Consider the following 23,684-nt stretch of genomic DNA (forward strand, 5'->3'; position numbering starts at 1 on the left):
TGACCTGCATCAATCCTTGCGGCCGCTGAGCTGTTCCTTGAGCGCGGCGAGTTTCGCGAAGGGGGAGTTCGGATCGATCGGACGGTCCCGTTCGCGCGGTGCGGCCGATGTGGCGAATGGACGGGTCGCCCCGCCGCGGTCGTTGCCACGGCCCTCACGGCCCTTGTCGCCGCCCTTGAAGGGGCCTTTGCCCTTGCCCTGGAAGCGTTCGCGCTCACGCGGCGGACGGCCACCCTCGCCCGGCTTGCTGTCGCGGTTACCGCGATTGCCACGGTTGTCGCGGTTCGGCGCACCTTCGGCGGAGACCACGGCGGCCGGTGCATCACTGCGCGGACGGCGGAACTCGTTGTTATTGTTGCGATCGCGGCGCCCTTGGCCTCCGCGGTCATGCCGCTCGCGCTGCGCGCCATCGGCCACGGCGCCTTCGGCGGGAGCCGACTGCGCAGCGCCCTGCGGGGCGTTGGTATTGCGATGGTGGCGGTTGCGGTCATGGCGCGGCGGACGGCGTTCTTCCGAACGGCCACCCGGGCGCCAGACTTCGACCAGTTCGGGCTCGGCAGCGACGGCAGGAACCGCAGCGGCGTCGCCCTCGGCAGGCGCAGCAGCATCGGCCACGGCAGCAGGTGCGGTCTCGGCAACAGTCCCGGTTTCGGCAACAGCCGCAGCGGGCTCTGGCTGCGCTTCGACGGAAGCCGTCTCTTCAACAGGCGCGGCTTCGGGCGCGGCGCTGGGCACCAGCGCGACTTCGGGCAACAGCGATGCCGACGGCACGCCTGCAGCTTCCTCGGCCGGGGCCGCTTCGGTCGCAACCTCGGCAGGTGCCACATCCGTAGTCGCGATCTCAGCCGTCTCGGCCGCCTCAGCGGCAGCCTCGACTGCAATGACATTGTCCTCACCGGGCTTGTCGGACTCGGCAAGTCCCACCAGGGCGTCGGGCTGATCGCCGGTGTTGTCGTCTGCCTTGGCCTCAATCGGCGTCGTCGCAGCGACCGGCTTCGGCGGTGCCGGCGGCAGCGGCGCCTTCTTTTCCATGCGATAGCCCAGGGCACGCAGGATCGAGGCGAAATCCTCGCCGGCCGAACCGGTGAGCGAGGTCATCGCCTGCGTCACCACGAAGTGGCGGCCATCGAAGGCGCCCGCGGGCTTCTCACCGGGCGACGCTTCACGCCACGCCAATGCAGGACGGATCAGATCGGCCAGACGCTCCAGAATATCGACGCGCACGGCGCGCTCGCCGCACTGGCGATAGCCGAGCACGCGATAGGCATCGCGATCGAGCAGCTTGTCGACCGGGAAGGATGTACGGCCCGACCCTGCAAGATGCTGTGCGCTCGACAGCGCCGACATATCGACATTGTCCTGCTTCAACGCCCAGAGCAACGCCGCGAGCGAACGCCCCGCAGGCTTCAGCAGGCCGGGAATATAGATGTGATAGGCGCCGAACCGGACGCCGTATTTGCGCAAGGTCGCGCGCGACGGCTGATCGAGATCCTTCATCTCGGTCGCGATCTTCTGCCGCTCCAGCACGCCCAGCGCTTCGGTGAGCTGGAACGCGATGCCGCGTGCGATACCGGTGATGTCTTCGGCCTTGGTGAGATCGAACAGCGGCCCGAGCAGCTTCTCGATATGCGTCTTCAGCCAGAGATCGAGGCGAGCCTGAACCGCATCGCGCGGCGCGCCGGAAAGGCGCTCATCGGCGATGATGCGGAGACGGGGATGCAGCACATCGTCGGCTGCGACCAGACGGGCTACAGCATCGCCGGTCCAGCGCATGGTGCCGTCGGAGGCGAGCACGAACTGATCGTCCGGCGCATTGCCGAGTTTCTCGGCGCGCGCGTCGATCTCGCCGGCCAGCGCCTTCAGCGCCGTGGCCTGCAAGGCCTTCGCATCCGAGCCAGCCTCGGCCGCATCGGGCAAAAATGTAAATCCGTCGAGACGGCCAATCACATGGCCCTCTACGATCACTTCGCCCGTCTTACCAATTTCAGTATTCAGCATCGTGTTTTCCCGCAAGCGGCGCATCAATACACTGGTACGACGATCAACGAAACGCTCAGTGAGCCTCTTATGAAGGGCATCTGACAGTTTATTTTCCAATTCGCGCGAAATTCCCTGCCAATGATCAGGATCTGAGAGCCAATCGGGACGATTTGCCACGAATGTCCAGGTCCGGATTTGCGCGATTCGGCCCGATAATGTGTCGATATCGCCGTCGGTTCGGTCCGCTTGCGCGATTTGAGCGCCAAACCAGGCATCGGGGATGCGCCCACGCTGCATCAGGAAGTTGAAGATAGTGACTACCAGCTCTGCGTGTGCAGCGGGCGCGATGCGGCGGTAATCTGGAATCTGGCACGCATCCCACAGTTTCTCGACGGCGACCTTGCCCTGCGCCATTTCGCGCACGTCGACGTCACGGACGGCATGATCGAGCACGCGCAGATCCTCGGCGATCGGCGCACGGGTCAGCGCCTCGTGGCGCGGCACCTCCGCCAGCGAGACCTGCAGCGACGCGATGGAGGAGAAATCCAGCTTCGAATTGCGCCATTGCAGCACCTTCACCGGCTCGAAGATGTGGTTCTGCAACTGATTGACGAGCTCGGGCTCGAACGGCTCGCAGCGGCCTGTGGTGCCGAAGGTACCGTTGCGCGTGGCGCGGCCGGCGCGGCCGGCGATCTGGGCGAATTCCGACGGCGTGAGGCGGCGGAATTGGTAGCCGTCATATTTGCGATCGCTGGCGAAGGCGACGTGATCGACGTCGAGATTGAGGCCCATTCCGACCGCGTCGGTTGCCACTAAGTAGTCAACGTCGCCGTTCTGGAACATCGCGACCTGCGCGTTGCGGGTGCGCGGCGACAGCGAGCCCAATACGACTGCAGCGCCGCCGTGCTGGCGCTTGATGAGTTCGGCGATGGCGTAAACTTCGTCGGCGGAAAACGCGACAATCGCTGTCCTGCGCGGCTGCCGCGTGATCTTGCGATCGCCGGCGAATTCCAGATGCGACAGCCGCGGCCGCGTCACGATGCTGGCGCCGGGCAGCAGCCGCTCGATGATCGGGCGCATGGTGGCGGCGCCGAGCAGCAGCGTCTCGTCGCGGCCGCGGCGATGCAGGATGCGATCGGTGAAGACGTGGCCGCGTTCGAGATCTGCCGCGATCTGGATTTCATCGACGGCCAGAAACGACACGTCGAGATCCCGCGGCATCGCCTCGACGGTGGACACCCAGTAGCGCGGCTTGGCGGGCTTGATCTTCTCCTCGCCGGTGATCAGCGCCACGGCTTCGGGGCCGACGCGGTCCAAAATTTTATTATAGACCTCGCGCGCCAGCAGGCGCAGCGGCAGGCCGATGATGCCCGACGAATGCGCGAGCATGCGCTCGATGGCGAGATGGGTCTTGCCGGTATTGGTGGGGCCGAGCACCGCGGTGACGCCGGCGCCGGGGGCCCTGCCGTTGGACAGCGTGGGCGGAGAAGACAAAAAGGCCATGTTTTTCAGATATTTCCGCGTCGCCGACTGTCAAGACCGAGACAGGTTACGACGCTTCAGAGCCGCGCTTTTTGATGGTTTGGAACGAGTCCGGAACGAAAGCGGCCCGAATCGGTGACTCGGCACCTCCATGGCCGCATCACCCCAACATCTCGCGCTGACATTCTCCGAGACTGACTAGATCAAGTTTGTGACAGCGCAACAAGGGCCGACAAATCCCCGAAGTTATGAACAGCGCACGGACTCCGAACCGGCTTTGAGTCAAGCCGGGATCCTGCGCAAATCCTGCGGCGCGTTTGCGACGATGCTGCGATGGCGCACTTTGTCTTGCGGCCATGTTGCGGCAGCGTCCCGTCTCGGTCCCTCATGGTGAGGAGCGCGGCTTCGCGTGTCTCGAACCATGAGCTGGCGGGGCCAAGACCTGTCACCATCCTTCGAGACGCCGCGCAAGGGCGCGGCTCCTCAGGATGAGGCCGGTGTGTGGAGCCGCCTCCTTTAGAACTTGCCTCGTTCTCTCAGTTCGTCTTGGCCACGGCCTTGGCCGGCGCGGGGGTGGTGACGAATTCGGTGGCTTCCAGCATGGCGACGCCAAGCGGGGTCGGCACCACCATGCGATACGGCACCAGCACGCGGGTTCCGGCGATCGGCACCAGGGTCACTTCGATATTGCGCTGGGCGGCAAGATATTTGATGGCGGCGCGGTCGGGCACATAGCCGGCGATCGGCGTGAAATAGACGGCGCAGACGATGGCAGGCCCGCGATAGCCCTTCTCGGCCTTCACGCTTTCCATGCGCTTGTAGTCGAGCTTGAGATCGTAGCGCATGCGGCCGTCGAAGATCGACGCGCCGGTGCGGCACGAATCCGGCGTCAGCAATTCACCGGTGCCGGCGACGCGCATCAGCGAGCCGGTCATCGGATCGATCACGTTGCGGCGATGCGCATCGGTGATCGGAATCTTCTCGGGATCGAGCGGCGGCTCCGGCTCGATGGAGAACTCCTTCACATAGCCCGGCGTGATCAGCATCTTGATCGTCTCGGACTTCTTCGCGGAGGTGGTGACGGCCTGATAATTCGACGGCACCAGCGCGCCCGCGACCACGCGGCCGGTGGACTGGCCGGAGCCCGAGCCGCCGGCAAATGCTTTCAGCAAACCTGCGGTGCCGCCACTGGCCGTCGCGGAATACTGGTCTTCATTGATGTCAATGGCCCATTGGCCCTTGCCCACCGCGATGCCGGCGAGGCTGGCTTCATATTTGGCTTCCAGCTTGCCGCCGGCCAACACCGCCTGGGCGGGGGCCTGAACCGGCACGGCGGCCGGGCTCTGGCCTTGAGCTTGGCCTTGCGTCTGGCTTTGGATCTGGCCTTGCACCTGCGCCGAGGCCTCCACCGGCAAAACCGGCAGCATCAGGCCCGCGGCGACGGCGAAACGCGCGCCAAAACCCGCAAATCGTACTCTTGCGGGCACGGCAGTCCGCGGGGTCGTCACCGGTCGGGTCACAAAGCGGGGCGTGCGAAGGCTCACTTGCTGATATCACCTGGTCGGCGATCCCCGGCTCAAGGCGCAGGGCCGCATCGCTAAATTCGGCTGGAGCGACCTGTTTCCGGCCCGAATACGTCGTTTATATGATGGGAACCGCGCCAGATTCCATGTGGTTTCCGCTCGTAGGACGGGCTATACAGCCCCCGAAAGCGCAGGCTTTTGCCGGTTTTGCCGCGACTTTCGCTGGCCGGATATCTTGACGATCGCGGCCAAGCCCCCTATACGTCCGCCACTCCTGAAATGGACGTGATTTTTGACCCCCTGCCCGGCTTTGGGCTCTTCGCCTTTTAGCTGCGGGGATGACAGAGGATTTTCGCCATGTCTCGGCGCTGTGAACTGACACTGAAGGGCCCCCAGGTGGGCCACAAGGTGAGCCACTCGAACATCAAGACCAAGCGCCGGTTTCTGCCGAACCTGGTCAATGTGACCTTCCTGTCCGACGTGCTCGGCCGCGGCGTGCGCCTGCGCGTGTCGGCGAATGCCGTGAAGTCGGTCGACCACCGCGGTGGCTTCGACGCCTATCTGATCAAGGCCCGCGAGAGCGAGCTCTCCCAGAAGGCCGTGCTGCTCAAGCGCGCCATCGAGAAGAAGAAGGCCGAGACCGCAGCAGTCGCGGCCTGATCGCTTCGATCAGACTTTAGGTTTTAGAATACAGAACGGCCGGATCGCGAGATCCGGCCGTTTTTGCGTTTGGGATTAAACGACGCCAACTTGAGCCGACCTCGCACTTGCCTGTGGATGCGCAAGTAAGCATCCTGCGGTTGAACCGAGCTGGAGTATCGGACTGAATGGACATAGCGTCGGAATTTCATACGAAACTCCTGAGCCGTAAGAGAAGCGCTGAGGAATACCGCGTCTATCGAGCAGGTCTCGAATGGGATTTGACTGATCCGATTGTAATAGACGGCCCCGAAGATTTTAAATCCACACAAGGCTGGCGCGACAGGCTTACGCCATATCGCCATCAGGTCAGCAACCTCGTCACCTTTTGTCGACGTCTGCCGGTCACTCTGCTTGCTGACGACGTCGGCTTAGGAAAAACAATTAGCGCCGGACTGATCGTCAGCGAACTGAAGGCGAGGTCTCGTCTATCAAGAATCTTGATCGTTTGCCCCAAGATACTGGCACAGCAATGGAAGGAGGAACTTGAGGCAAAATTTGATATCTTGGCGCAGATTGCAATTGGGAAAGAGCTTCTAGAAGAGCCTGCCGAAGAGACTGTTGCGATCATTACTACCTACAACTCTGCGAGATTGTACCTCGAAAGAATTCCCGAGGATCGCTTTCAGATGCTGATCCTCGATGAAGCACACAAACTTCGCAATTTATATGGCACCAAGAAGCCGCCCGAAGTTGCCAAGCAATTCAGGAAGGCCCTAGACGCTCGGCGCTTTCGCTTTGTTCTGATGCTGACTGCTACGCCCATTCAAAATCGCCTGTGGGATCTTTACTCACTAGTGGACTTGCTGACCGTGGCCAGGGGGCACGACAACCCCTTCGGAAGCCCGGGCATGTTTGCCCGGCGCTTCATCGCGGATGATAGAGAAGATGCCCGCGAGCTAAAGCACGAGGCGCGTGAGGAATTTCGTTCGATCGTCTACGGCTATATGTCTCGGGTACGACGAGGAGACGCTCAACTCTATTTCCCGGACCGTAAAGTCTTGATGCATAAAGTTGATCCGACGTCAGCAGAACTTGAGCTCATCAAGACAATCGCCAAACCAATACAAAAGCTCAACAAGCTAACTCAGATCTCAATTTTACAGGCGCTTACAAGCAGCCCCGAAGCCTTGATGGCGCAATTACTAAATATGGCGCGCAAAGGCACTGTGCCGGCCGATTTGGCCGCCGCAGTGAAAAGCATTGTCACAACAATGCCTCCAACTGCCAAACTTCTAGGTCTCGGTGGCCTCATAGAAAAACTTAAAAAAGAAAGTCCAGCAGACTGGCGACTGGTGATCTTTACGATCCGCCGCGAGACGCAAACAACTATTCAGAATTTCCTTGAACAGAAGGGACTGACGGTCGGGATAATTAACGGAGACTCTGGAGAACGCAATCAAGAGACGATCAATCGGTTTCGCGCCGACCCACCGAGCTGCAGAGTCATCGTTTCAACCGAAGCGGGCTCTGAGGGCGTGAATCTTCAGGTCGCAAATGTACTCGTCAACTACGACTTGCCTTGGAATCCAATGATTGTGGAGCAACGAATAGGCCGTGTTCAGCGCCTAGCTTCCAATCATGCTTATGTGAGCATCTATAATGTTACGCTACGCGGCACCTTTGAAGAATATATCGTTGGACGCCTCATGGAAAAGCTCCAGATGGCCGCTCACGCAATTGGCGACGTCGAGGCACTACTTCACGGATCTGATATCGGAGAAGGCGATGACGACAATGGAGAAGGCTTTGAGGAGCAAATACTTAAATTGGTCCTCGCCGCGCTAGCAGGAAAAGACACCGATAAGGCAACGCGCCTTGCAGAAAAGAGCATTGAGGACGCCAAAGCCGAATTAGAACGCGAGGAGGCCGCGATCAGTGAAATGCTCGGCAGCATGGATGGTAGCGAGTACGTAGGGCCTCGATCTCCCAGCCTGCCTCCAACTCCCCACACAATGGGCGCTGAAGAGTTTACTCTAAAAGCACTCGATGTAGTCGGAGTTCGACTTACACCCCATCCAGCAGGATTGTTTCTCGCTGAGGAGAATGCGGGCCGCGAGTACATACGTTTTCAGGAACAGACAACGGCAAACCTGAAAAGCACATTTTATGGCCCAGGAGCGCCAGCGTTCCAACGCCTCGTTAGCAGGCTTGTAGCGTCGGGGGTGCATGACGTTGAAGATCTAGACATAGACCCGGCTAAAGCTTGCGACGACACCGCCTCCGCTTGGGCTGAAACATTCGGCGGAACAAAGACTTCTACCGAGATTGGAAAAATCACGCGCGTATTTAATGGAACCGCAGTGATCCGCGTTAGAGCGACTGTTGCTCACGATAGTTATGAACGATTGGTCGACGTCGCCTGCTTACACGAAGACGCATATACTTCGAGGGGCCGCACTGCGCTGGCGCCCTTGCCCCGATCTTTCGAGAATCCCAATGAACTCGGGCTATTGATAGAAAAATTAGAAACCGCTGCTAGCGGCGACGAGCACATCTCAGAATTCTGTCGCTTTTACCTAGAGCGCCGCGAGCAAGAAACAAAATCGTCGAAAGACGAGCGCAAACGAAAGAAGCTGCAAGACGAATTTACCCCGCGACTAGAAATGATGCTGGTTGGCTTAGAGGGTAAGCTCCATAGAAAAATTGAGGTTAAGACAAGCTACAGATTTAACTCCGGACCGGATTACGAGAGTGAGATCACGATCACCCCACACAACAAGGTTGTGGCAGGAGCCCCTCAACTAGCTCTGTGTTCAAAATCAGGAAAAACCGTTCCGAATTCTTGCATATCGAAATGCGACGTAACCGGTGCTGAGGTCTTGAGCCACCTACTCGAACGATCCGAGGTCAGCGGTCGTATGGCGCTTCCAGAATTCATGGTGACATGCGGCGTAACAAATAAACGCATTTTAGCCGACGAGGCTGAAAAGTCGGCCATCTCCGGACAGTTCGTTCGCTCTGACCTCCTCAAGGTTTCCGCGCTCAGCGGGGTCAAAGCCGAACCAGAGCATTTTGAGGTATGCAACTTCACGAAGGACAATGTGTTGCGCGATGAGATCGCAAAGAGCGAGATATCGGGCCAAAACTACCGTGTCGATCAGAAGAAAATATCGGCCGTTTCAGGGAGAAGTGGGCACAGCACTGAGTTCGTTGTTTGCCATGAGACCCGACAGCCAATCACGCATGATGAATCTGAGAAATGCGAAGTAACCGGGTATGCTGTTAGACTAGGCGTGCTGGAACGATGCGAGGTTACAGGAAAGAAGGTTTTACCCATTGGCCTCGGCCGTTGTGACATTACCAGCAAACGAGCATTGAAACGCTTCTTAGTGAATAGCAGCATCTCGCAATGTCGGGTTCTAGAAGAAATTGCAGTCAGATCGGCCGCATCTAAATTTTGCGCGCCCAGCGAGGCAAAGATCTGCGTGTGGAGCGAACGAAAGACGCACCCCGACGATATTCGTGACTGCCAGCTAACCGGCTTACCAATCCATGTTGAGTATATTGACGAAGCTGGCCAGCCCCGCTTGAGACCCCTCGCGGAAATTCTGGATGGTGTGCGGCGAAACGCCGAGGAAGCTCATGTATGGAGCAACGTTTCTGAGCGCGTTGCCAATGCCATTGGCGGCGGAAAGTGTATCATTGAGGCTGCAGTTCGTTCACCCAGCGGTCGACATCTAGCTGCTTGTTCGCAGGTCAAGACGATGATGGGGCTGCGCGTTCATCACGTGGGTGCCATCTTTGAGCTATCCACCAATTCTATCGTTGGACGCGTAAGTTCTGGAAAACGGAATCGAAATAAGTGGATCGAAGTAGAACGCTAGATCCATCAAGGGTAACTCCGCTTCCCCCACAACATCGTCTCATTTCCACCGGAAATGCGGCGACGCGAGCATCGTTCTTAACCCGGTTGCGCCGCACGGGGCGCGCACAACTCACGGCTCTTTTCGCAATCAAAGAATCGCCTCAAAGCCCTTGCGGCGGATGACATCGAGCAGGACGAGCGTCGGTCCTTTCGGACTTTCCGTGCCGCGCTCGAGCCTGCAAACATAGCCGACTGTCAGCTTGAGGTAGCTTGCAAACACTGCCTGGCTGAGATTGGCCTGCTCACGAAGCGCCTTGATGTCCTCGTCCGTCAATTCGACCGGATCTGCAATCGTGGCGGCACCGCCGAGGTGACGCATCGTGATCTTCGCGGACAACGTCCGTCAGAAGACCGCTGGCGTGCATGTCACGCGCCGTTTCCAGCAGCTCCAGGGTCAGGCGGGTGTTGCGCTTTGTCGCGCGTGTTGTCCCGGCCTTTTTGCCGGCCGTCATCGCCAGCTTTTTCGCGCCCTTTGTTAGTCGGGTCTTTTAGCTGTCGAGGTCCATCCCGAACCTCTCGTCTGATCGAGATATCACGGGATTGGTAACATTGAGCAGATGGATCGCCCGTCTGTCATGAGCCCCCTCACCGCCGCGACCTCTCCCCGGCGGGGAGAGGTACGGCACCGCCCTGATGTGCACGCGAAGCCCTTTCGAAAATGAAAGACGCGGCGATATCGGTACGAGGTGCCGGTCAACGAAGCGAGCGAGCGGTTTCGGTCCGGGTTGGTGCCGTCGCGGTCGTCATTTCCGTCCGCGGTGCCAGAACTCTCAGCTGATGCAGAGACGCCGTGGAGGTTGGCGCCGCCGACTGTTCCTGGACGTTCGCAGCTCCCAGCACGCGAACCTGCACCGCCGATATCGGCAAACCCGCCGATCCATAGGTCGGCAACTCCGCAGCGAAGCCGGCGCAGCCACCCGCAATCGAGATCACGGCCGCGACGGCGATCGATAAGGTCATCTTCACTATTAGTCTCCTCGTAGGATTGAACGAAGGAGCCTAGACTTCTTTTGCTGCATTGCAACAGTTCAATACCGCAATGCAACATTGCAGTTTCCGCACATCGCGCCAGCCAGCCCCGGCCTCCCGAGGCTGCCCCGGCGCGACCTGAGGTGCTTTACGAATATTCCGATCACAGACTGCGACGAAACGCTCATCATCGATCTGGTGGTCTCGGCACTCCCCTCCGCCAAACGGACCATCGGTTCCTCATGTCGTGGAGCGCGCCGTTACCGAACGCCTTCGGCAGTTCGACGACATGGCATTTTGGGATCGGTTTCTGGCGCCGTTTCTCATAGCGGTTTGTGCTTTCGAGCGAATGTCATGTGTGCGACCCCGCCCGGAGAGGATGTCGTCTCGATCTCGTAGTCCTTCTCAAGACCCTCCACGCCATCCCACAGGCGCACGCCGCGGCCGAGCAGGATCGGAACCACCACGATGTGCATGTGATCGACGAGCCCGGCGGCAAGGAAGTCGCGGATCGTGGTGGGACCTCCGCCGATGCGCACGTCCTTGCCGGCCGCAGCCTCGCGGGCCGTCTCAAGGGCCTCGGCAGGCGAAGCGTCGATGAAGTGGAACACCGTGCCACCCTCCATGTCGATCGATGCGCGCGGATGATGGGTGAGGACGAAGACCGGCGTATGGAACGGCGGGTTGGGACCCCACCAGCCTTTCCAGTCCGGATCCTCATGCCATGTGGGAGGACCGAACTTCCTGGCGCCCATGATCTCGGCGCCGATCCCGGGCGCGAACAGCCGCAGGAACGCGTCGTCGATGCCCGCCGTGCCGCCGGGCTGGCCGAGCATCTGGCGACCCCATCGGGTCGCGAACATCCATTGGTGCAGCCGCTCGCCGGCGTGACCGAACGGCGCGTCAAGGCTCTGGCCTTCGCCGGTGGCGAAACCGTCGAGCGAGACGGAGACATGTTGGACACGGGCGAGTGACATGGCTGGCGCTCCTTCCTGCTGTTGATTGAATTTCTCCAAGCCGTTCCGGAAGCGACGGCGCTACTGGTTGATCTCGGGCTCGACGAGTTTCGTGAGCTTGCGCAGGGATTCCTGCCAGCCGAGATAGCAGGCCTCGGCCGGGATCACGTCGGGCACGCCCTGCTGCTCGATGTTCACCTCCGTGCCGACAGACACGGCCTTCAACGTCACCGTGACCTTCATCTCGCCCGGCAGGTTGGGATCATCGAAGCGGTCGGTGTAGACGAGACGCTCACCGGGAACGAGCTCCAGATAGGTCCCGCCAAAGGCGTGACTGCCGCCCGTGGTGAAGTTCCGGAATGACATCCTGTGATGGCCACCGACCTTCGCATCCAGCTCATGGACGGTGCAGGTGAACCCGAAGGGCGGAAGCCAGCTCGCAATCGCGTCAGGCTCGAGGAACGCGCGATAGAGCTTCTGCGGCCTGGCGGCAATGACGCGATGCAGACGGATCGTGCTGGGCATGGGCTTCTTCCTGTGGCTCGGTTACTTCGGTTGTCGTCCGGCGGGCAGCTTCCGCCGCCCGATACATCCATGACGAACGGGCCCGCCAGGCCCCGACATCTCAGCGGAATAAAAATCCTGACAGTCTCTCTATCGCGCTGAAGGATGCGCCCGGCGCCGGGAGCCGGGAAATCGTCGCAGGGCTGGTGGTCGATCTCGACGCCAACGGCGATGTGGTGGGCTTCGCTATCGATCAGGCATCCGGCAAGCTCGACCTCACGCGAATCGAGACGTTCGCGCTGCCAGCGGTGAGCACAGCAGAGTAAGCGCAAGGCCCCTCACCCGCGGACGTTGCGGTTTTTCACCAACGCTTTGCCAGCTTTCTTTGTCATCACTGACCTCGACCAAAAATCTCATTCGTGAGAGTGCTGATGTGCTGCTGCCAGTATAGCGCATCACCGCTTTTCCCGCACCAAATCGCCTCATTTCCTCCGGGAACGCAGTGCAGCGTGCACCGTTCTTAACCCGGTTGCGCCGCATGCGGCGCGTGGGACAGATGAGGAGATTTCGATGCAACAGATTTTGAAGAAGGCCGTGTTTTCGAAGGCCTTGCTTCCGCTGGCACTGGCGGGCGCGCTCGGTTCGGCTGCGCCGGCGTTCGCCGCCGACGTCTATATGCGGCAGCCCGCGCCGCGCGCGGCCATGGTGCCGGTGCCATCCGGCCCGCTGACGCTGCAGGACGCACTGGCGATCGCTTCGGGAATCGGCGTGGTGACGGTGCAGAACACCCATTTCGACGACAACGAATGGGAGATCGAGGGCCGCGATCAATACGGCAAGTGGATTCAGGTCGACATCGATGCGCGCACCGGCGAAGTGCGCCATGTGGATCGTTCGATTATCTGATCGGGTGGGAAGTGAGCAAGCGGCGCGCGATGAGCGCGCCGTTTGTTTTTGTGTGAGTGCTGGTGAGTGAGACGCGCCGCGGCTGGTAGACTCCCTCCCCCTTGCGGGGAGGGTCGGCCGATAGGCCGGGGTGGGGGTGCCACACGTGACATCAGAGCTTGGGGCACCCCCACCCTGACCCTCCCCCGCCTAGCGAAGCTTCGCTTCGCCTGGGGGGGGAGGGAGCATTGCTGTCCGCGCGTCGCTTCGCAGAAGTTACGTCAGCTTCAATCCCGTCGCGGCTTCGAGCTCTGCGATCGCCTGCGCGGCGGATGTCACCTTGATGGTGGTCATGCCGAGTTCGCGCGCGGGCTTGAGGTTGACGCCGAGGTCGTCGAGATAGACGCAATTCTTCGGATCGACTGCGAGTTTGTCGGTCATCATCGTGTAGATGCGCGGATCGGGTTTGCGCAGGCCGATCTTGGCGCTTTCGATGACGTGATCGAACAGCACCATCACCTCGGCCACATAGAGCGCGCGGCCGTCGGTGGAGCCCATGGCATTGGCCGGCAGGTTGTTGGTGATGCAGCCGGTCTTGAATGTTTGCTTGATGCGGCGGAGCGCCTCGACCATGTCGGGGCGGATCTCGCCTTTCAGCAGCTTGACCACATCGCGGCCGGGCACTTCGGCGCCGAGCGCCCTGGACTCGGCGGCGAACAGCGCATCGAAAGTGGCGAGATCGATTTCGGCGCGCTCGAATTTCGCCCAGGCATTCTCGAAATGGTTGTCCGCATTGGTGCGGCGGATGATGTCCTTCGGCAGGCCATGGCTCTGCTCGTAATGCGCAAAGGCCTCGAAGGGCGAGGAGGTGATCACCCCGCCGAAATCAAAGATCACCGCAGAGATCATGGATGTTCCTCGGTCATGCGCCCTGTTTTGCACGGACGATGTGCCCCCTCTCCCCCGCGCGAAGCGAATCTTCGCTAGGCGGGAGAGGGCCGGGGAGAGGGGTTACGCGAACTCCGAGCGTGCGGCTACCCCTCTCCCGGCGCTACGCGCCACCCTCTCCCGCCTAGCGAAGCTTCGCTTCGCCTGGGGGAGAGGGAAGAAAGAGCTACCCGGCGACGCGGGCCTCGCCTCCGAGCACCGGGCCGCGCGCGGAGCCGACATCGCGGATCGGGGGCTGGCCGTAGAGCCGGGCATATTCGCGCGAGAATTGCGACGGGCTCTGATAGCCCACCGCATAGCCGGCGCTGCCGACATCGAGCCGCTCCACCAGCATCAGGCGGCGCGCCTCGTGCAAACGAAGCTGCTTCTGATACTGCATCGGCGTCATCGCGGTGACGGTCTTGAAATTGTGATGCAGCGACGATTCGCTCATGCCGACGCGGTCGGCGAGATCCTCGATGCGGAGCGGGCTGGCATAGTTGCTGCGCAGCCAGGAAATAGCCTTGGCGACCTTGTTGCTCGGGCTTTCGGCCAGCGCGATCTGCCGCAGGCGCGCGCCGTAAGGGCCGACCAGCAGGCGATACAGCACCTCCTGTTCCAGCAGCGGCGCCATCACCGGAATGTCCTGCGGCCGGTCGAGCAGGCGCAGCAGCCGCAGCGTGGCGTCGAGCAGATCGGCGGAGGCCTTGGCGACGACGACGCCGCGCTCGGGGAGCTGCGGATGCGCGGGCGCATCGGCATGGCCGTTGCCGAACCGGCCGAGCACCTCCTTCAACAGTTGCGGATCGATCGCAAAGCCCATGCCGAGATGCGGCTGCGCTTCCGAAGCCTCGACGATACAGGACGACATCGGCAGATCGAGCGACACCAGCACATAATCGCCGGCGGCATAGGTGTAGGTCTCGGTGCCCAGTTGCAGCCGCTTGGCGCCCTGCGCCACGAGGCCGAAACACGGCCACTGCGCGGTATGCACGAGCTGCGTCGGCTCGGTCTGCCGCTTCAGATAGAGGCTGGCGAGGCCGGTCGGATGGTCGCTGCCATTGGCGGCGTAACGGGCAATGATGTCGGCAATCTCACGAATCGTCTCGGTCACACGCAAACCCCTCAAGCGGCAGGCCTTTTATGCCGAGGTCTATCTAGGTGCAGTGCCGTGGCAGGGAAATGGCTGCGGGATCACTTTTGCAGGATCGTGCAAAACAGATGCAGGATCGCGCTAACGCCGACGCGGCTGCGTTTGCGATAACAGCATCAGCCACAGAGCAGATCGGCGAGCCGCCCGCGGGCCTCGGATCTGCCAGGCCATACGGGTATCGGGTCGAACTCCCCGCATTGCGCGTCCAGACTGTTGTCGGGGCGCGATCACGCCCGGATCGATTCCGCCACACAATCTACATACACGACTGACGATCAAGACAGACATCATCCAGATCCAAGGACATGCCATGACAAGACTGGCAGGAAAAGTTGCGCTCGTGACCGGCGCCGCGGACGGCATCGGCGCGGGCATTGCACGGCGCTTCGGCGCAGAAGGCGCGGCGGTGATCGTGCATCACGCGGACGATCCCCGCGGCGCGGCGCGCGTCGTCGCCGAAATCGTGTGGCGTGGCGGCCGCGCCATCGCCGTCCAGGGCGATATCGCGCGCTGGCCGGACGTGCGGCGGCTCTATGAGGAAATCGCGGCGACCTTCGGCCGGCTCGATATTCTCGTCAACAACGGCGCCTTCGCGCGCAGCGAAATAGAGGACGTGGTGTCCGAGGACGAGTTGCACCGGCAGCGCGAGCTGAAAGTGTTCGGCGCCATGCTGCTATGCCAGGAGGCGGTGCGGATGTTCGGCGTCGCCGGCGGCAGTATCGTCAATCTCACCGCGCTCGACGGGATTCCGACAGCGCCCGCATCGCTGCCGGACCCCGGCGCGGACGCCGCCATCGATGCCATGACCCGCGGGTTGTCGCGGGCCTATGGCACGCGCAATGTCCGCGTCAGCACCATCGCGCCCGGAATGCTCGGTCCGGAGGAACCCGCCGCCATCGACGTGCTCGACGGCAGCGTGCGCAACCGGCAGTTCATCGCTTTGCCCGCTGCGCGCAACCATACAACCGAAGGCATCGCCGACATCGCCGTGGCGCTGACCTGCGACGACAACACTGATCGTTCCGGCCGCGACATCATGGTGGCCGGCGCCATGCGGTGATACGGGAACCCGCTTTCCAGGTTCCTCCCGACGTTTGTGGGCGTGCCTGCGCGGCACGCCCACATTTCTTTTTGCGCACTCGCCGACCAAAGCGTCTCGATTTCTTTCACATCCTATTAACCGCCCGTCACAAAACGGCGAAACGAAACTGTTGATCACCGCGTAGCTGTCAAAGAATTACCGGTTCTGATGCTATGCGTCGGTGATTGTAACGCAGTCCTTTTTGATCGACGAAAGCCAATGCTGGCCCGTAATACATCCGAGACGACCCGCCGGATCTCCCCGCGCTGGCTGCTGGCCGCTGCGGCGATCGTCGTTGTCGGATTCACAGTCATCTGCGGCAGCGTACTGCTCAGCATGCGGCGCGGCGACGAGAAGCTGGCGCACCAGACGCTCGGCAACCTCGCCTCCAGCATCGATGCCGATGTCGCCCGCAATGTGGAACTCTACGACCTCTCGCTGCGCAACGTGGTCAGCAACATGACCTCGCCGGAACTGGTCGAGATTTCGCGGCCGATGCGGCAGTTGATCCTGTTCGACCACGCCGCCACCGCGCGTCACTTCGGCGCCATCCAGGTCACGGACGTCGCCGGCAACGTGACGCTGGATTCGTCGACGCTGGATCCGAAGCCGCAGAATTTCGCCGATGAGGAATTCTTCAAGGTCCACAAGCGCGATCCGCTGTTCGGCCTCTATATCTCCAAGCCGATGCTGCATCAGGGCAGTTACGGCATCGTGCTGAGCCGCCGCATCGCCGCGCGCGACGGAACTTTTCTGGGCATCGTCGCCGGCTTCATCCGCTACAGCTATTTCCACGAGATCGCCGATCGCCTGCAGCTTGAGCCGAACGACGTCATTTCCGTCATCCGGCAGGACGGCGTGCTGATCATGCGCGCACCGTTCGACATGGAGATCATCGGCCGCGATCTCAGTCGGGTCCCGGGCGTACAGAAAGCGCTGGCCTATTTCTCCGGCTTCCATATCGGCGATTCCGCGACTGACGGCGTGCGGCGTCTTTTTGTCTGGCGCGAAGGCTCGCATCCGCTGATCGTGATGGTGGGGCGGTCCACCGACGTGATCTTCGGCCAGTGGCGCAAGGAAGCGCTGCAGATCGGCGGCGCCATGGCCGCGCTCGGCCTGATCGCCTGCGCACTGATGCTGATCCTGGCGCGCGAGATGGGCAAGCGCGGCGAGATGGAAGACAGGATGGCGCGCCTCGCCATGACCGACGGCCTCACCGGCCTCGCCAACCGACGTCATTTCGACGTGGTCATGGATAAGGAATGGCAGCGCGCCCAGCGCGCCCGCGCGCCGATCTCGCTGCTGATGATCGACGCCGACCACTTCAAGGTGTTCAACGACAATTTCGGCCATCAGGCCGGTGACCTCGTTCTGTGCGGGATCGCCTGGAGCATCGCCCGGCATGCCAAACGCGCCAGCGATTGCGCCGCGCGCTATGGCGGCGAGGAATTCGCGCTGATCCTGCCGGGCCTCTCTCTGGCCGACGCCATCGAACTCGGCGAACGGATCCGCGTCGAGGTCGGCCATCTCGAGCGCGACGGCATGACCACCACGACAATCAGCGTCGGTGCAGCGTGTCTCGTGCCGTCATCGCTGACCACGTCGAACGACCTGATCAGCAATGCCGACAGTGCGCTCTATGCCGCAAAAGCGCACGGTCGCAACCAGACATGGCCGGTCGCACCGCAGCAGAAAAGCCTTGCGGCGTAAGCAGATACCATTTGTACGGTTGTAATTAACCCGCGGTTCACCTGACTTCCTAACGCGTCTTCCACCCTTGCCCGGGTATTCCTATGCACGAGGGGTAGGAATTCATGCGGCTGCTGGGGAGGCGAATGACGAACGACGTGCGCGTTTCAGCGCCGGGCTCCGCCGAACATGGCGACGGGCGCTCGACGACGCGCCGCGCGCCGGTGCGCTGGCTCGTGCTCGTTGGCGCCGTGCTGATCGTCACCATTGCCGCCGGCACGGCGATGACCGTGAACAATTTCCGTCAGCGCACGATCGACAATTCCAACCGCGAACTTGAAAACACCGTGCTGCTGCTGAGCCGGCATTTCGATCAGCAGTTCCAGGATCTGCAGCGCATCCAGAAGAGCCTCACGGCTCATCTTCTCGCCAATGGCGTGATGTCGGTCCACAGCTTTGCCAGCAGCATGTCGAGCTACGAGTCCCACATGATGCTGAAGTCGAAGGTGGATGATGAATTCGCCAACGACATCACCGTGCTCGATGCCGAAGGCCGCCTGGTCAACTGGACAGGAGCCTGGCCCGGACCGGATCTGGTGCTGGCCGACCGCGAATATTTCAAGAAACTCAAATCGCAGGGCTTCAGCCAGGACGACGAGATCGTGCAGCCGGTCCTGAGCCGTATCACCGGCCGGTGGAAGACGCTGTTCGCACGTCGCATTACAGGGCCCAAGGGTGAATTCTTCGGCATCGTGACGCGCAGCGTCGAACCGCAGCAATTCGAAAAATTCTTTGCCTCCGTCTCGCTCGGCGAGAACGCGACCATTGCGATGTTCCACCGCGATGGTACCTTGCTGGCGCGCTATCCGCAGATGAACGCATCGATCGGCAAGGTCATCAATAGCGGCCCGCTGTTGCAGCACCTGCGCTTCAGCGATGCGCCCGCGACCATCCGCACCGTCAGCCCCATCGATAATGTCGATCGGCTCGGCTCCATACGCCTGCTGCAAAACTTCCCGGTCGCGCTGATCGCCACCACATCCGTGGACGGCGCGCTGGCCGACTGGCGCGACCAGACCAAATTTCTCGTGACCCTCGCGACGCTGTCGGCCCTGATCCTAGCAGGTCTGCTGTATCTGATGATCCGTCACATCCAGCGGCAGAGCCGTGCAGCGCAGTTGCAGATGACCCTGGAGAAGAACCGCCTCGACACCGCCATCAACAACATGACGCAAGGCCTGCTGCTGTTCGATGCGCAGGCGCGCGTGGTGGTGTGCAACCAGCGTTATCTCGACATGTACGGGCTATCGCGCGAGGTCATCACACCCGGCCGTCCGTTCCGTGACGTGATCGCGCATCGCAAGGAGACCGGCTCGTTTGAGGGAGACGTCGACGCCTATGTCGCGGAGGTGATGCGCGACGTGGGACGTTCGAGCATCAATGTCATGCACACCGCGGACGGTCGGGCGATCCAGATTTCGTCGCGACCGGTGGCCGATGGCGGCTGGGTCGCGACCCATGAAGACATCACCGAGCGGCGCAATGCCGAGGAGAAGATCGCGCATCTGGCGCATTACGATGCGCTGACCGACCTGCCGAACCGCACGCTGTTCCGCAACGAACTCGAACACGAATTGAAGCGCGTCGCGCGCGGCGCGCAATGCGCGGTGCTCTATATCGACATCGACGAATTCAAGGGTATCAACGACTCGCTCGGCCATCCCGTCGGCGACGAACTGCTCAAGGGCATCGCGCTGCGGCTGCGCGGCTGCGTGCGCGGCTCCGACGTGGTGGCGCGGCTCGGCGGTGACGAATTCGCCATCGTGCAGACTGGCGTCGAGAGCCATGCCGACATCACCGATCTTGTCGGCCGCATCTATGATGCGATCCGCCAGCCATTCGATTGTCTCGGCCATAGCCTGCTTACCGACGCGTCGATCGGCATCGCGCTGGCGCCGCGCGACGGCGCAGACCTCGATACGCTGCTGAAGAACGCCGACCTTGCGATGTATGGCGCCAAGGCCGACGGCCGCCGCACGTTCCGTTTCTTCGAGCCCGAAATGGATGCGCGGGTGCAGGCCCGTCGCTCGCTGGAGCTTGAACTGCGTCACGCCGCCGGTGATGGCGGCTTCGCCAAAGGCGGTTTCGAAGTCTATTATCAACCGCTGCTGACGCTGCGCGACGACACCATCGTGGGCTGCGAAGCTTTGTTGCGCTGGCGCCATCCCGAACGCGGCATGATCTCGCCGGCCGAATTCATTCCGGTCGCCGAAGATATCGGCATCATCAATGAACTTGGCGAATGGGTGATGAACACCGCCTGCGCCGAGGCTGCCAGCTGGCCCGACGACGTCCGGGTGGCGGTCAATGTCTCGCCGGTCCAGTTCCGCTGCGCGTCGCTCGCCCTGAAGGTGACCTCCGCCCTCGCCGCATCCGGATTGCCCGCGCGGCGACTGGAGCTCGAAATCACCGAAGCCGTGCTGATCCGCGACGACGAGATCGCACTGGAAATCCTGCACGGGCTGCGCGAGATCGGCGTGCGGATTGCGCTGGACGATTTCGGCACCGGCTATTCCAGCCTGAGCTATCTGCAGCGTTTCCCGTTCGACAAGATCAAGATCGACCGTTGTTTCGTGACCGATATCGCCGATGCACAGGGCTCGTCCTCGATCGTGCAGGCCGTGGTCAATATCGCGAGTTCGCGCAACATGACGACGACGGCCGAAGGCGTCGAAACGCCCCGGCAGAAAGAGCTGCTGCGCGCGCTCGGCTGCACCGAGATGCAGGGCTATCTGTTCAGCCCCGCCAGACCCGCAGCAGAATTGCGGGATCTGTTGATCGCGCATCAGGCCAAGCAGTCCGAGGCTGCGGCCTGATCGCCCATAGCGTTTTCGAGCGAAGTGGATGCCGGTTCGCAATAAGAAAACGCGTCAGAACCAAGACTCTATTCCAGCAGCGTGAACTGCATCAGCAGGGTTCGCTGCAGCATCGAGAAATTGTCGTCCGAGATCAGCGTCAGCACCGTGTCGCCCTCCGGCGTGACATGGACATCGAGCCCCTCGAAATTGTCGATCTCGTAGCCGAGATCCGCATCGAAGATGGTGGGACCGTCGATGGCGGCGTCCGGCACGATCGATGCGAGGGGGATGCGGCGGATGCGGACGCCGGTGTCGCCGAACAGCGAGAACTTGCGTTCCAGCAGCAACAGATCGCCGGAGGGCAGCAGCGCCGCATCGCTGATGTCATAATTTTTGGTGCGGCGGACCGAGAAATTCGCTGGCGCCTTGCCGCCAATGATCCAGGCCGCAATATTGCCGGCGCTGTCTAGCCCGCGCTCCGAAATCGCCAGCAGCATGCCGGCCAGCGGCGAAGACTTGAACCTGTCCTTGCGCACCATCACCAGCGCTTCGAGACTGCCGTTGCTGGGCAGCTTGCGCATGCCCGGCGGCTGCGAGATCGGCTCGCCCCGGGCGCGCACGCCATCGCGGCCGAAGTCGAATTTCAGGATCTGATGCACGCGTTCGAGGCCGATATAGACCGTCGGCCCGTCCACCGCGATGGACTCGGTATCGTACCAGCCGCGCGCCGTGATCTGCCTGCCGTCGGCGCCCAGCATCGGCGCCGCCTCGACATCGACAATGCCGACCATGGTATCGCCGCTATAGGCGATCTTGCCGGTGAACCAGTTGCCCTTGTCGCTGATGGCGATGAAACCCTCACCCTTGTCATCCAGGCGAAGACCGGAGATGCCACCGAAGTCCTTGTAGCGCGACGTCAGGACCAATCCGCTGCGATATTGCAGCGACCCGAACCTTGTATGCGTGCGATCACGCGTATCGAAAGCCGGGATCGGCCGCGCTTCGATCTCGATCGACACCGGCGCACGGGCCGATGGCGTTGCCGGCACTGGCACGGGCTGCGCACGGGCAAGCGACGGCAGCGCGGCTGCTGAAGCCGCGACTGCAAGAAAATGACGACGGGTGAGATCAGTGGTCAAGCGATGGCCCTGAAGGATGGGTAGAGCAAAGCAAAACCCATCCTGTAAGCCTAATGCGTTCTGCGTCGCCGACCATGGGTCGGTGCCGGCCCTGCCGTTTCGCTGAACAATTCCGCCAGCTTCTCGGTGATGGCGCCGCCGAGTTCTTCGGCGTCGACGATGGTCACGGCGCGGCGGTAGTAGCGCGTCACGTCATGGCCGATGCCGATGGCGATCAGTTCAACCGGCGAGCGGGTCTCGATCTCTTCGATGATGTGGCGCAGGTGGCGTTCCAGATAGTTGCCGGGATTGACCGACAACGTGCTGTCATCCACCGGCGCGCCGTCGGAGATCATCATCAGGATCTTGCGCTGCTCGGGACGACCGAGCAGGCGCTTGTGCGCCCAATCGAGCGCCTCGCCGTCAATATTCTCCTTGAGCAGACCTTCGCGCATCATCAGGCCGAGATTCTTGCGCGCGCGGCGCCACGGCGCGTCCGCCGACTTGTAGATGATGTGACGGAGATCGTTGAGGCGGCCGGGATTGGCCGGCTTGCCGGCGCCGAGCCACGCTTCACGCGACTGCCCGCCCTTCCAGGCGCGCGTCGTGAAGCCGAGGATTTCCACCTTGACGCCGCAACGCTCCAGCGTGCGCGCGAGAATGTCGGCGCAGGTCGCAGCCACGGTGATCGGGCGCCCGCGCATCGAGCCGGAATTGTCCAACAGCAGCGTCACCACCGTATCGCGGAACGTCGCTTCCTTCTCATGCATGAAGGACAGCGGATGATGCGGGTCGGTCACCACGCGCGACAGGCGCGCGGGATCGAGGATGCCCTCTTCGAGGTCGAAGTCCCAGGCGCGGTTCTGCTGCGCCATGAGCTTGCGTTGAAGCCGATTGGCCAGACGCGCGACGACGCCCTGCAGGTGCGCGAGCTGCTTGTCGAGATAGGAGCGCAGCCGCTCGAGCTCGTCGTGATCGCAGAGGTCTTCGGCTGCGATGACCTCGTCGAATTTCGGCGCGAAGGCGTGATATTCGGGACCGCGCGGCTCGTTCGCGCCGCGCGAATTCGGACGCGTGGCTTCGCCGGGCGTTTCGTCGTCGCCCATCTCGCCGTCTTCGTCGAATGTGTCCGATGCGGAGGCCTGCGCGCTCTCCATCGAACTGTCCGACATTTCGTCGGAAGACTGCTGCGCCTGATCGGCGCTCATTTCCTGCGACGCGTCACTCTCCGGCGAGCCTTCGGCACCGGCCTGATCGTTCTCACCCTGGCGCTCGTCGTCCTCGCTCTCCTCGTCATCCGGCTCGGCATTGCGATCGTCGCCGAGCTCCAGCGCCGACAGCAGGTCATGCACGGCATCGCCGAACTTGGCCTGGTTCTCCGCGAACCGATCGAGCTGGTCGAGGCGATCGCTGATCTTGTCTTCGAGGACCGGCCGCCAGAGGTCGACCATCTTCTTCGCGGCGGCCGGCGGCGCCATGCCGGTCAGGCGCTCGCGCACCAGCATCGCCAGCGCATCGGCCAGCGGCGCATCGGCGCGGTCGGTGATTTCGTCGAACTTGCCGCGATGGAAATGATCGTCGAGCATCGCCGTGAGGTTCTTGGCCACGCCGGCCATGCGGCGCGACCCGAGCGCTTCCACGCGGGCCTGCTCGACGGCTTCGAACACGCCGCGCGCCTGCGGATTCCCCGGCATCAGCTTGCGATGAACCTTGGGATCGTGACAGGCGAGTTTGAGCGCGATCGAATCCGCGTGGCCGCGCACGATGGCGGCGTCGCGCTTGCTCATTTTTCGCGCGGGTTCAGGAAGACGGGCTTTGCCCGGTGAGAGACCCGGCCGCTCGGCCGCGAAGGTCACTTCAAGCTCCGGCGCTTTGGCGATGGCGCGCAAACACGACGTCACCGCGCGCTTGAACGGCTCGGTCGGCGCTTCCTTGGAGCCGGGGCGGAATTTGTTGGTGGTCGTCGTGCTCATCGCAGCCTTTGCGCGGGTC

At 62.0% G+C, this 23,684-nt stretch carries 17 protein-coding genes; 7 read left to right on the forward strand and 10 right to left on the reverse strand.

What is annotated here, in order from left to right:
- Nucleotides 1-9 precede the first annotated feature (9 nt).
- On the reverse strand, nt 10-3,483 hold the full coding sequence (locus BLW80_RS07660) for a helicase-related protein (RefSeq protein WP_093757515.1): 3,474 nt from the start codon (nt 3,481-3,483) through the stop codon (nt 10-12).
- 515 nt (nt 3,484-3,998) lie between these two features.
- Nucleotides 3,999-4,949, reverse strand: a complete 951-nt coding sequence (locus tag BLW80_RS07665) for a DUF3108 domain-containing protein (protein WP_244528039.1) — start codon at nt 4,947-4,949, stop codon at nt 3,999-4,001.
- Between the two features lie 393 nt (nt 4,950-5,342).
- Between BLW80_RS07665 and rpmB the strand changes: the two genes are divergently transcribed.
- Entirely contained in the window at nt 5,343-5,645 is a 303-nt protein-coding gene (gene rpmB / locus BLW80_RS07670; protein ID WP_089267758.1) for a 50S ribosomal protein L28, read from the forward strand.
- A 167-nt stretch (nt 5,646-5,812) separates the two neighbouring features.
- Nucleotides 5,813-9,511: a DEAD/DEAH box helicase gene (locus BLW80_RS07675; protein ID WP_093757517.1), complete on the forward strand. Its 3,699-nt coding sequence runs from the start codon at nt 5,813-5,815 to the stop codon at nt 9,509-9,511.
- 129 nt (nt 9,512-9,640) lie between these two features.
- Here the strand turns inward: BLW80_RS07675 and BLW80_RS07680 are convergent, their stop codons facing one another.
- From BLW80_RS07680 to BLW80_RS07695, 4 genes are all read right to left on the reverse strand, one after another.
- A complete protein-coding gene (locus tag BLW80_RS07680) occupies nt 9,641-9,871 on the reverse strand; it encodes a helix-turn-helix domain-containing protein (protein ID WP_244528040.1) in 231 nt (76 codons plus the stop codon).
- A 374-nt stretch (nt 9,872-10,245) separates the two neighbouring features.
- A complete protein-coding gene (locus BLW80_RS07685) occupies nt 10,246-10,512 on the reverse strand; it encodes a hypothetical protein (protein WP_231081272.1) in 267 nt (88 codons plus the stop codon).
- A gap of 332 nt (nt 10,513-10,844) precedes the next feature.
- Entirely contained in the window at nt 10,845-11,498 is a 654-nt protein-coding gene (locus tag BLW80_RS07690) for a dihydrofolate reductase family protein (RefSeq protein WP_089267763.1), read from the reverse strand.
- A gap of 60 nt (nt 11,499-11,558) precedes the next feature.
- A complete protein-coding gene (locus BLW80_RS07695; RefSeq protein WP_093757519.1) occupies nt 11,559-12,002 on the reverse strand; it encodes an SRPBCC family protein in 444 nt (147 codons plus the stop codon).
- 131 nt (nt 12,003-12,133) lie between these two features.
- Between BLW80_RS07695 and BLW80_RS30910 the strand changes: the two genes are divergently transcribed.
- Nucleotides 12,134-12,307 (forward strand): DUF2283 domain-containing protein, encoded by a 174-nt coding sequence (locus BLW80_RS30910; RefSeq protein WP_283805490.1) that lies wholly within the window; start codon nt 12,134-12,136, stop codon nt 12,305-12,307.
- A 244-nt stretch (nt 12,308-12,551) separates the two neighbouring features.
- Nucleotides 12,552-12,887, forward strand: a complete 336-nt coding sequence (locus BLW80_RS07705) for a PepSY domain-containing protein (protein ID WP_093757521.1) — start codon at nt 12,552-12,554, stop codon at nt 12,885-12,887.
- 255 nt (nt 12,888-13,142) lie between these two features.
- Here BLW80_RS07705 and BLW80_RS07710 read toward each other — a convergent pair whose 3' ends face one another.
- Nucleotides 13,143-13,775, reverse strand: coding sequence for an HAD-IA family hydrolase (locus BLW80_RS07710; protein WP_170849609.1), 633 nt, complete (start codon nt 13,773-13,775; stop codon nt 13,143-13,145).
- A 205-nt stretch (nt 13,776-13,980) separates the two neighbouring features.
- The gene (locus BLW80_RS07715) at nt 13,981-14,907 is read right to left on the reverse strand and encodes an AraC family transcriptional regulator (protein WP_231078897.1); all 927 of its coding nucleotides are present in this window, start codon (nt 14,905-14,907) and stop codon (nt 13,981-13,983) included.
- A gap of 349 nt (nt 14,908-15,256) precedes the next feature.
- On the opposite strand from BLW80_RS07715, the gene BLW80_RS07720 reads away from it, so the two are divergent.
- The 3 genes from BLW80_RS07720 to BLW80_RS07730 all read left to right on the forward strand — a co-directional run bounded on the left by BLW80_RS07720 (nt 15,257) and on the right by BLW80_RS07730 (nt 20,592).
- Nucleotides 15,257-16,006 carry an SDR family NAD(P)-dependent oxidoreductase gene (locus tag BLW80_RS07720; protein ID WP_093757522.1) on the forward strand — a complete coding sequence of 250 codons (750 nt, stop codon included), beginning with the start codon at nt 15,257-15,259 and terminating at the stop codon, nt 16,004-16,006.
- Nucleotides 16,007-16,246: 240 nt separating this feature from the next.
- Complete coding sequence (locus tag BLW80_RS07725) at nt 16,247-17,737, forward strand: sensor domain-containing diguanylate cyclase (RefSeq protein WP_093757523.1); 1,491 nt, start codon at nt 16,247-16,249, stop codon at nt 17,735-17,737.
- Between the two features lie 125 nt (nt 17,738-17,862).
- Nucleotides 17,863-20,592 (forward strand): bifunctional diguanylate cyclase/phosphodiesterase, encoded by a 2,730-nt coding sequence (locus BLW80_RS07730; protein ID WP_093757524.1) that lies wholly within the window; start codon nt 17,863-17,865, stop codon nt 20,590-20,592.
- 68 nt (nt 20,593-20,660) lie between these two features.
- On the opposite strand, the gene BLW80_RS07735 is transcribed toward BLW80_RS07730, so the two are convergent.
- Nucleotides 20,661-21,713 carry an esterase-like activity of phytase family protein gene (locus BLW80_RS07735; RefSeq protein ID WP_093757525.1) on the reverse strand — a complete coding sequence of 351 codons (1,053 nt, stop codon included), beginning with the start codon at nt 21,711-21,713 and terminating at the stop codon, nt 20,661-20,663.
- A gap of 50 nt (nt 21,714-21,763) precedes the next feature.
- Complete coding sequence (gene cobT, locus BLW80_RS07740) at nt 21,764-23,665, reverse strand: cobaltochelatase subunit CobT (protein ID WP_093758161.1); 1,902 nt, start codon at nt 23,663-23,665, stop codon at nt 21,764-21,766.
- Between the last annotated feature and the right edge of the window lie 19 nt (nt 23,666-23,684).

Source organism: Tardiphaga sp. OK245, assembly GCF_900108575.1.
Classification (GTDB): Bacteria; Pseudomonadota; Alphaproteobacteria; order Rhizobiales; family Xanthobacteraceae; genus Tardiphaga; species Tardiphaga robiniae.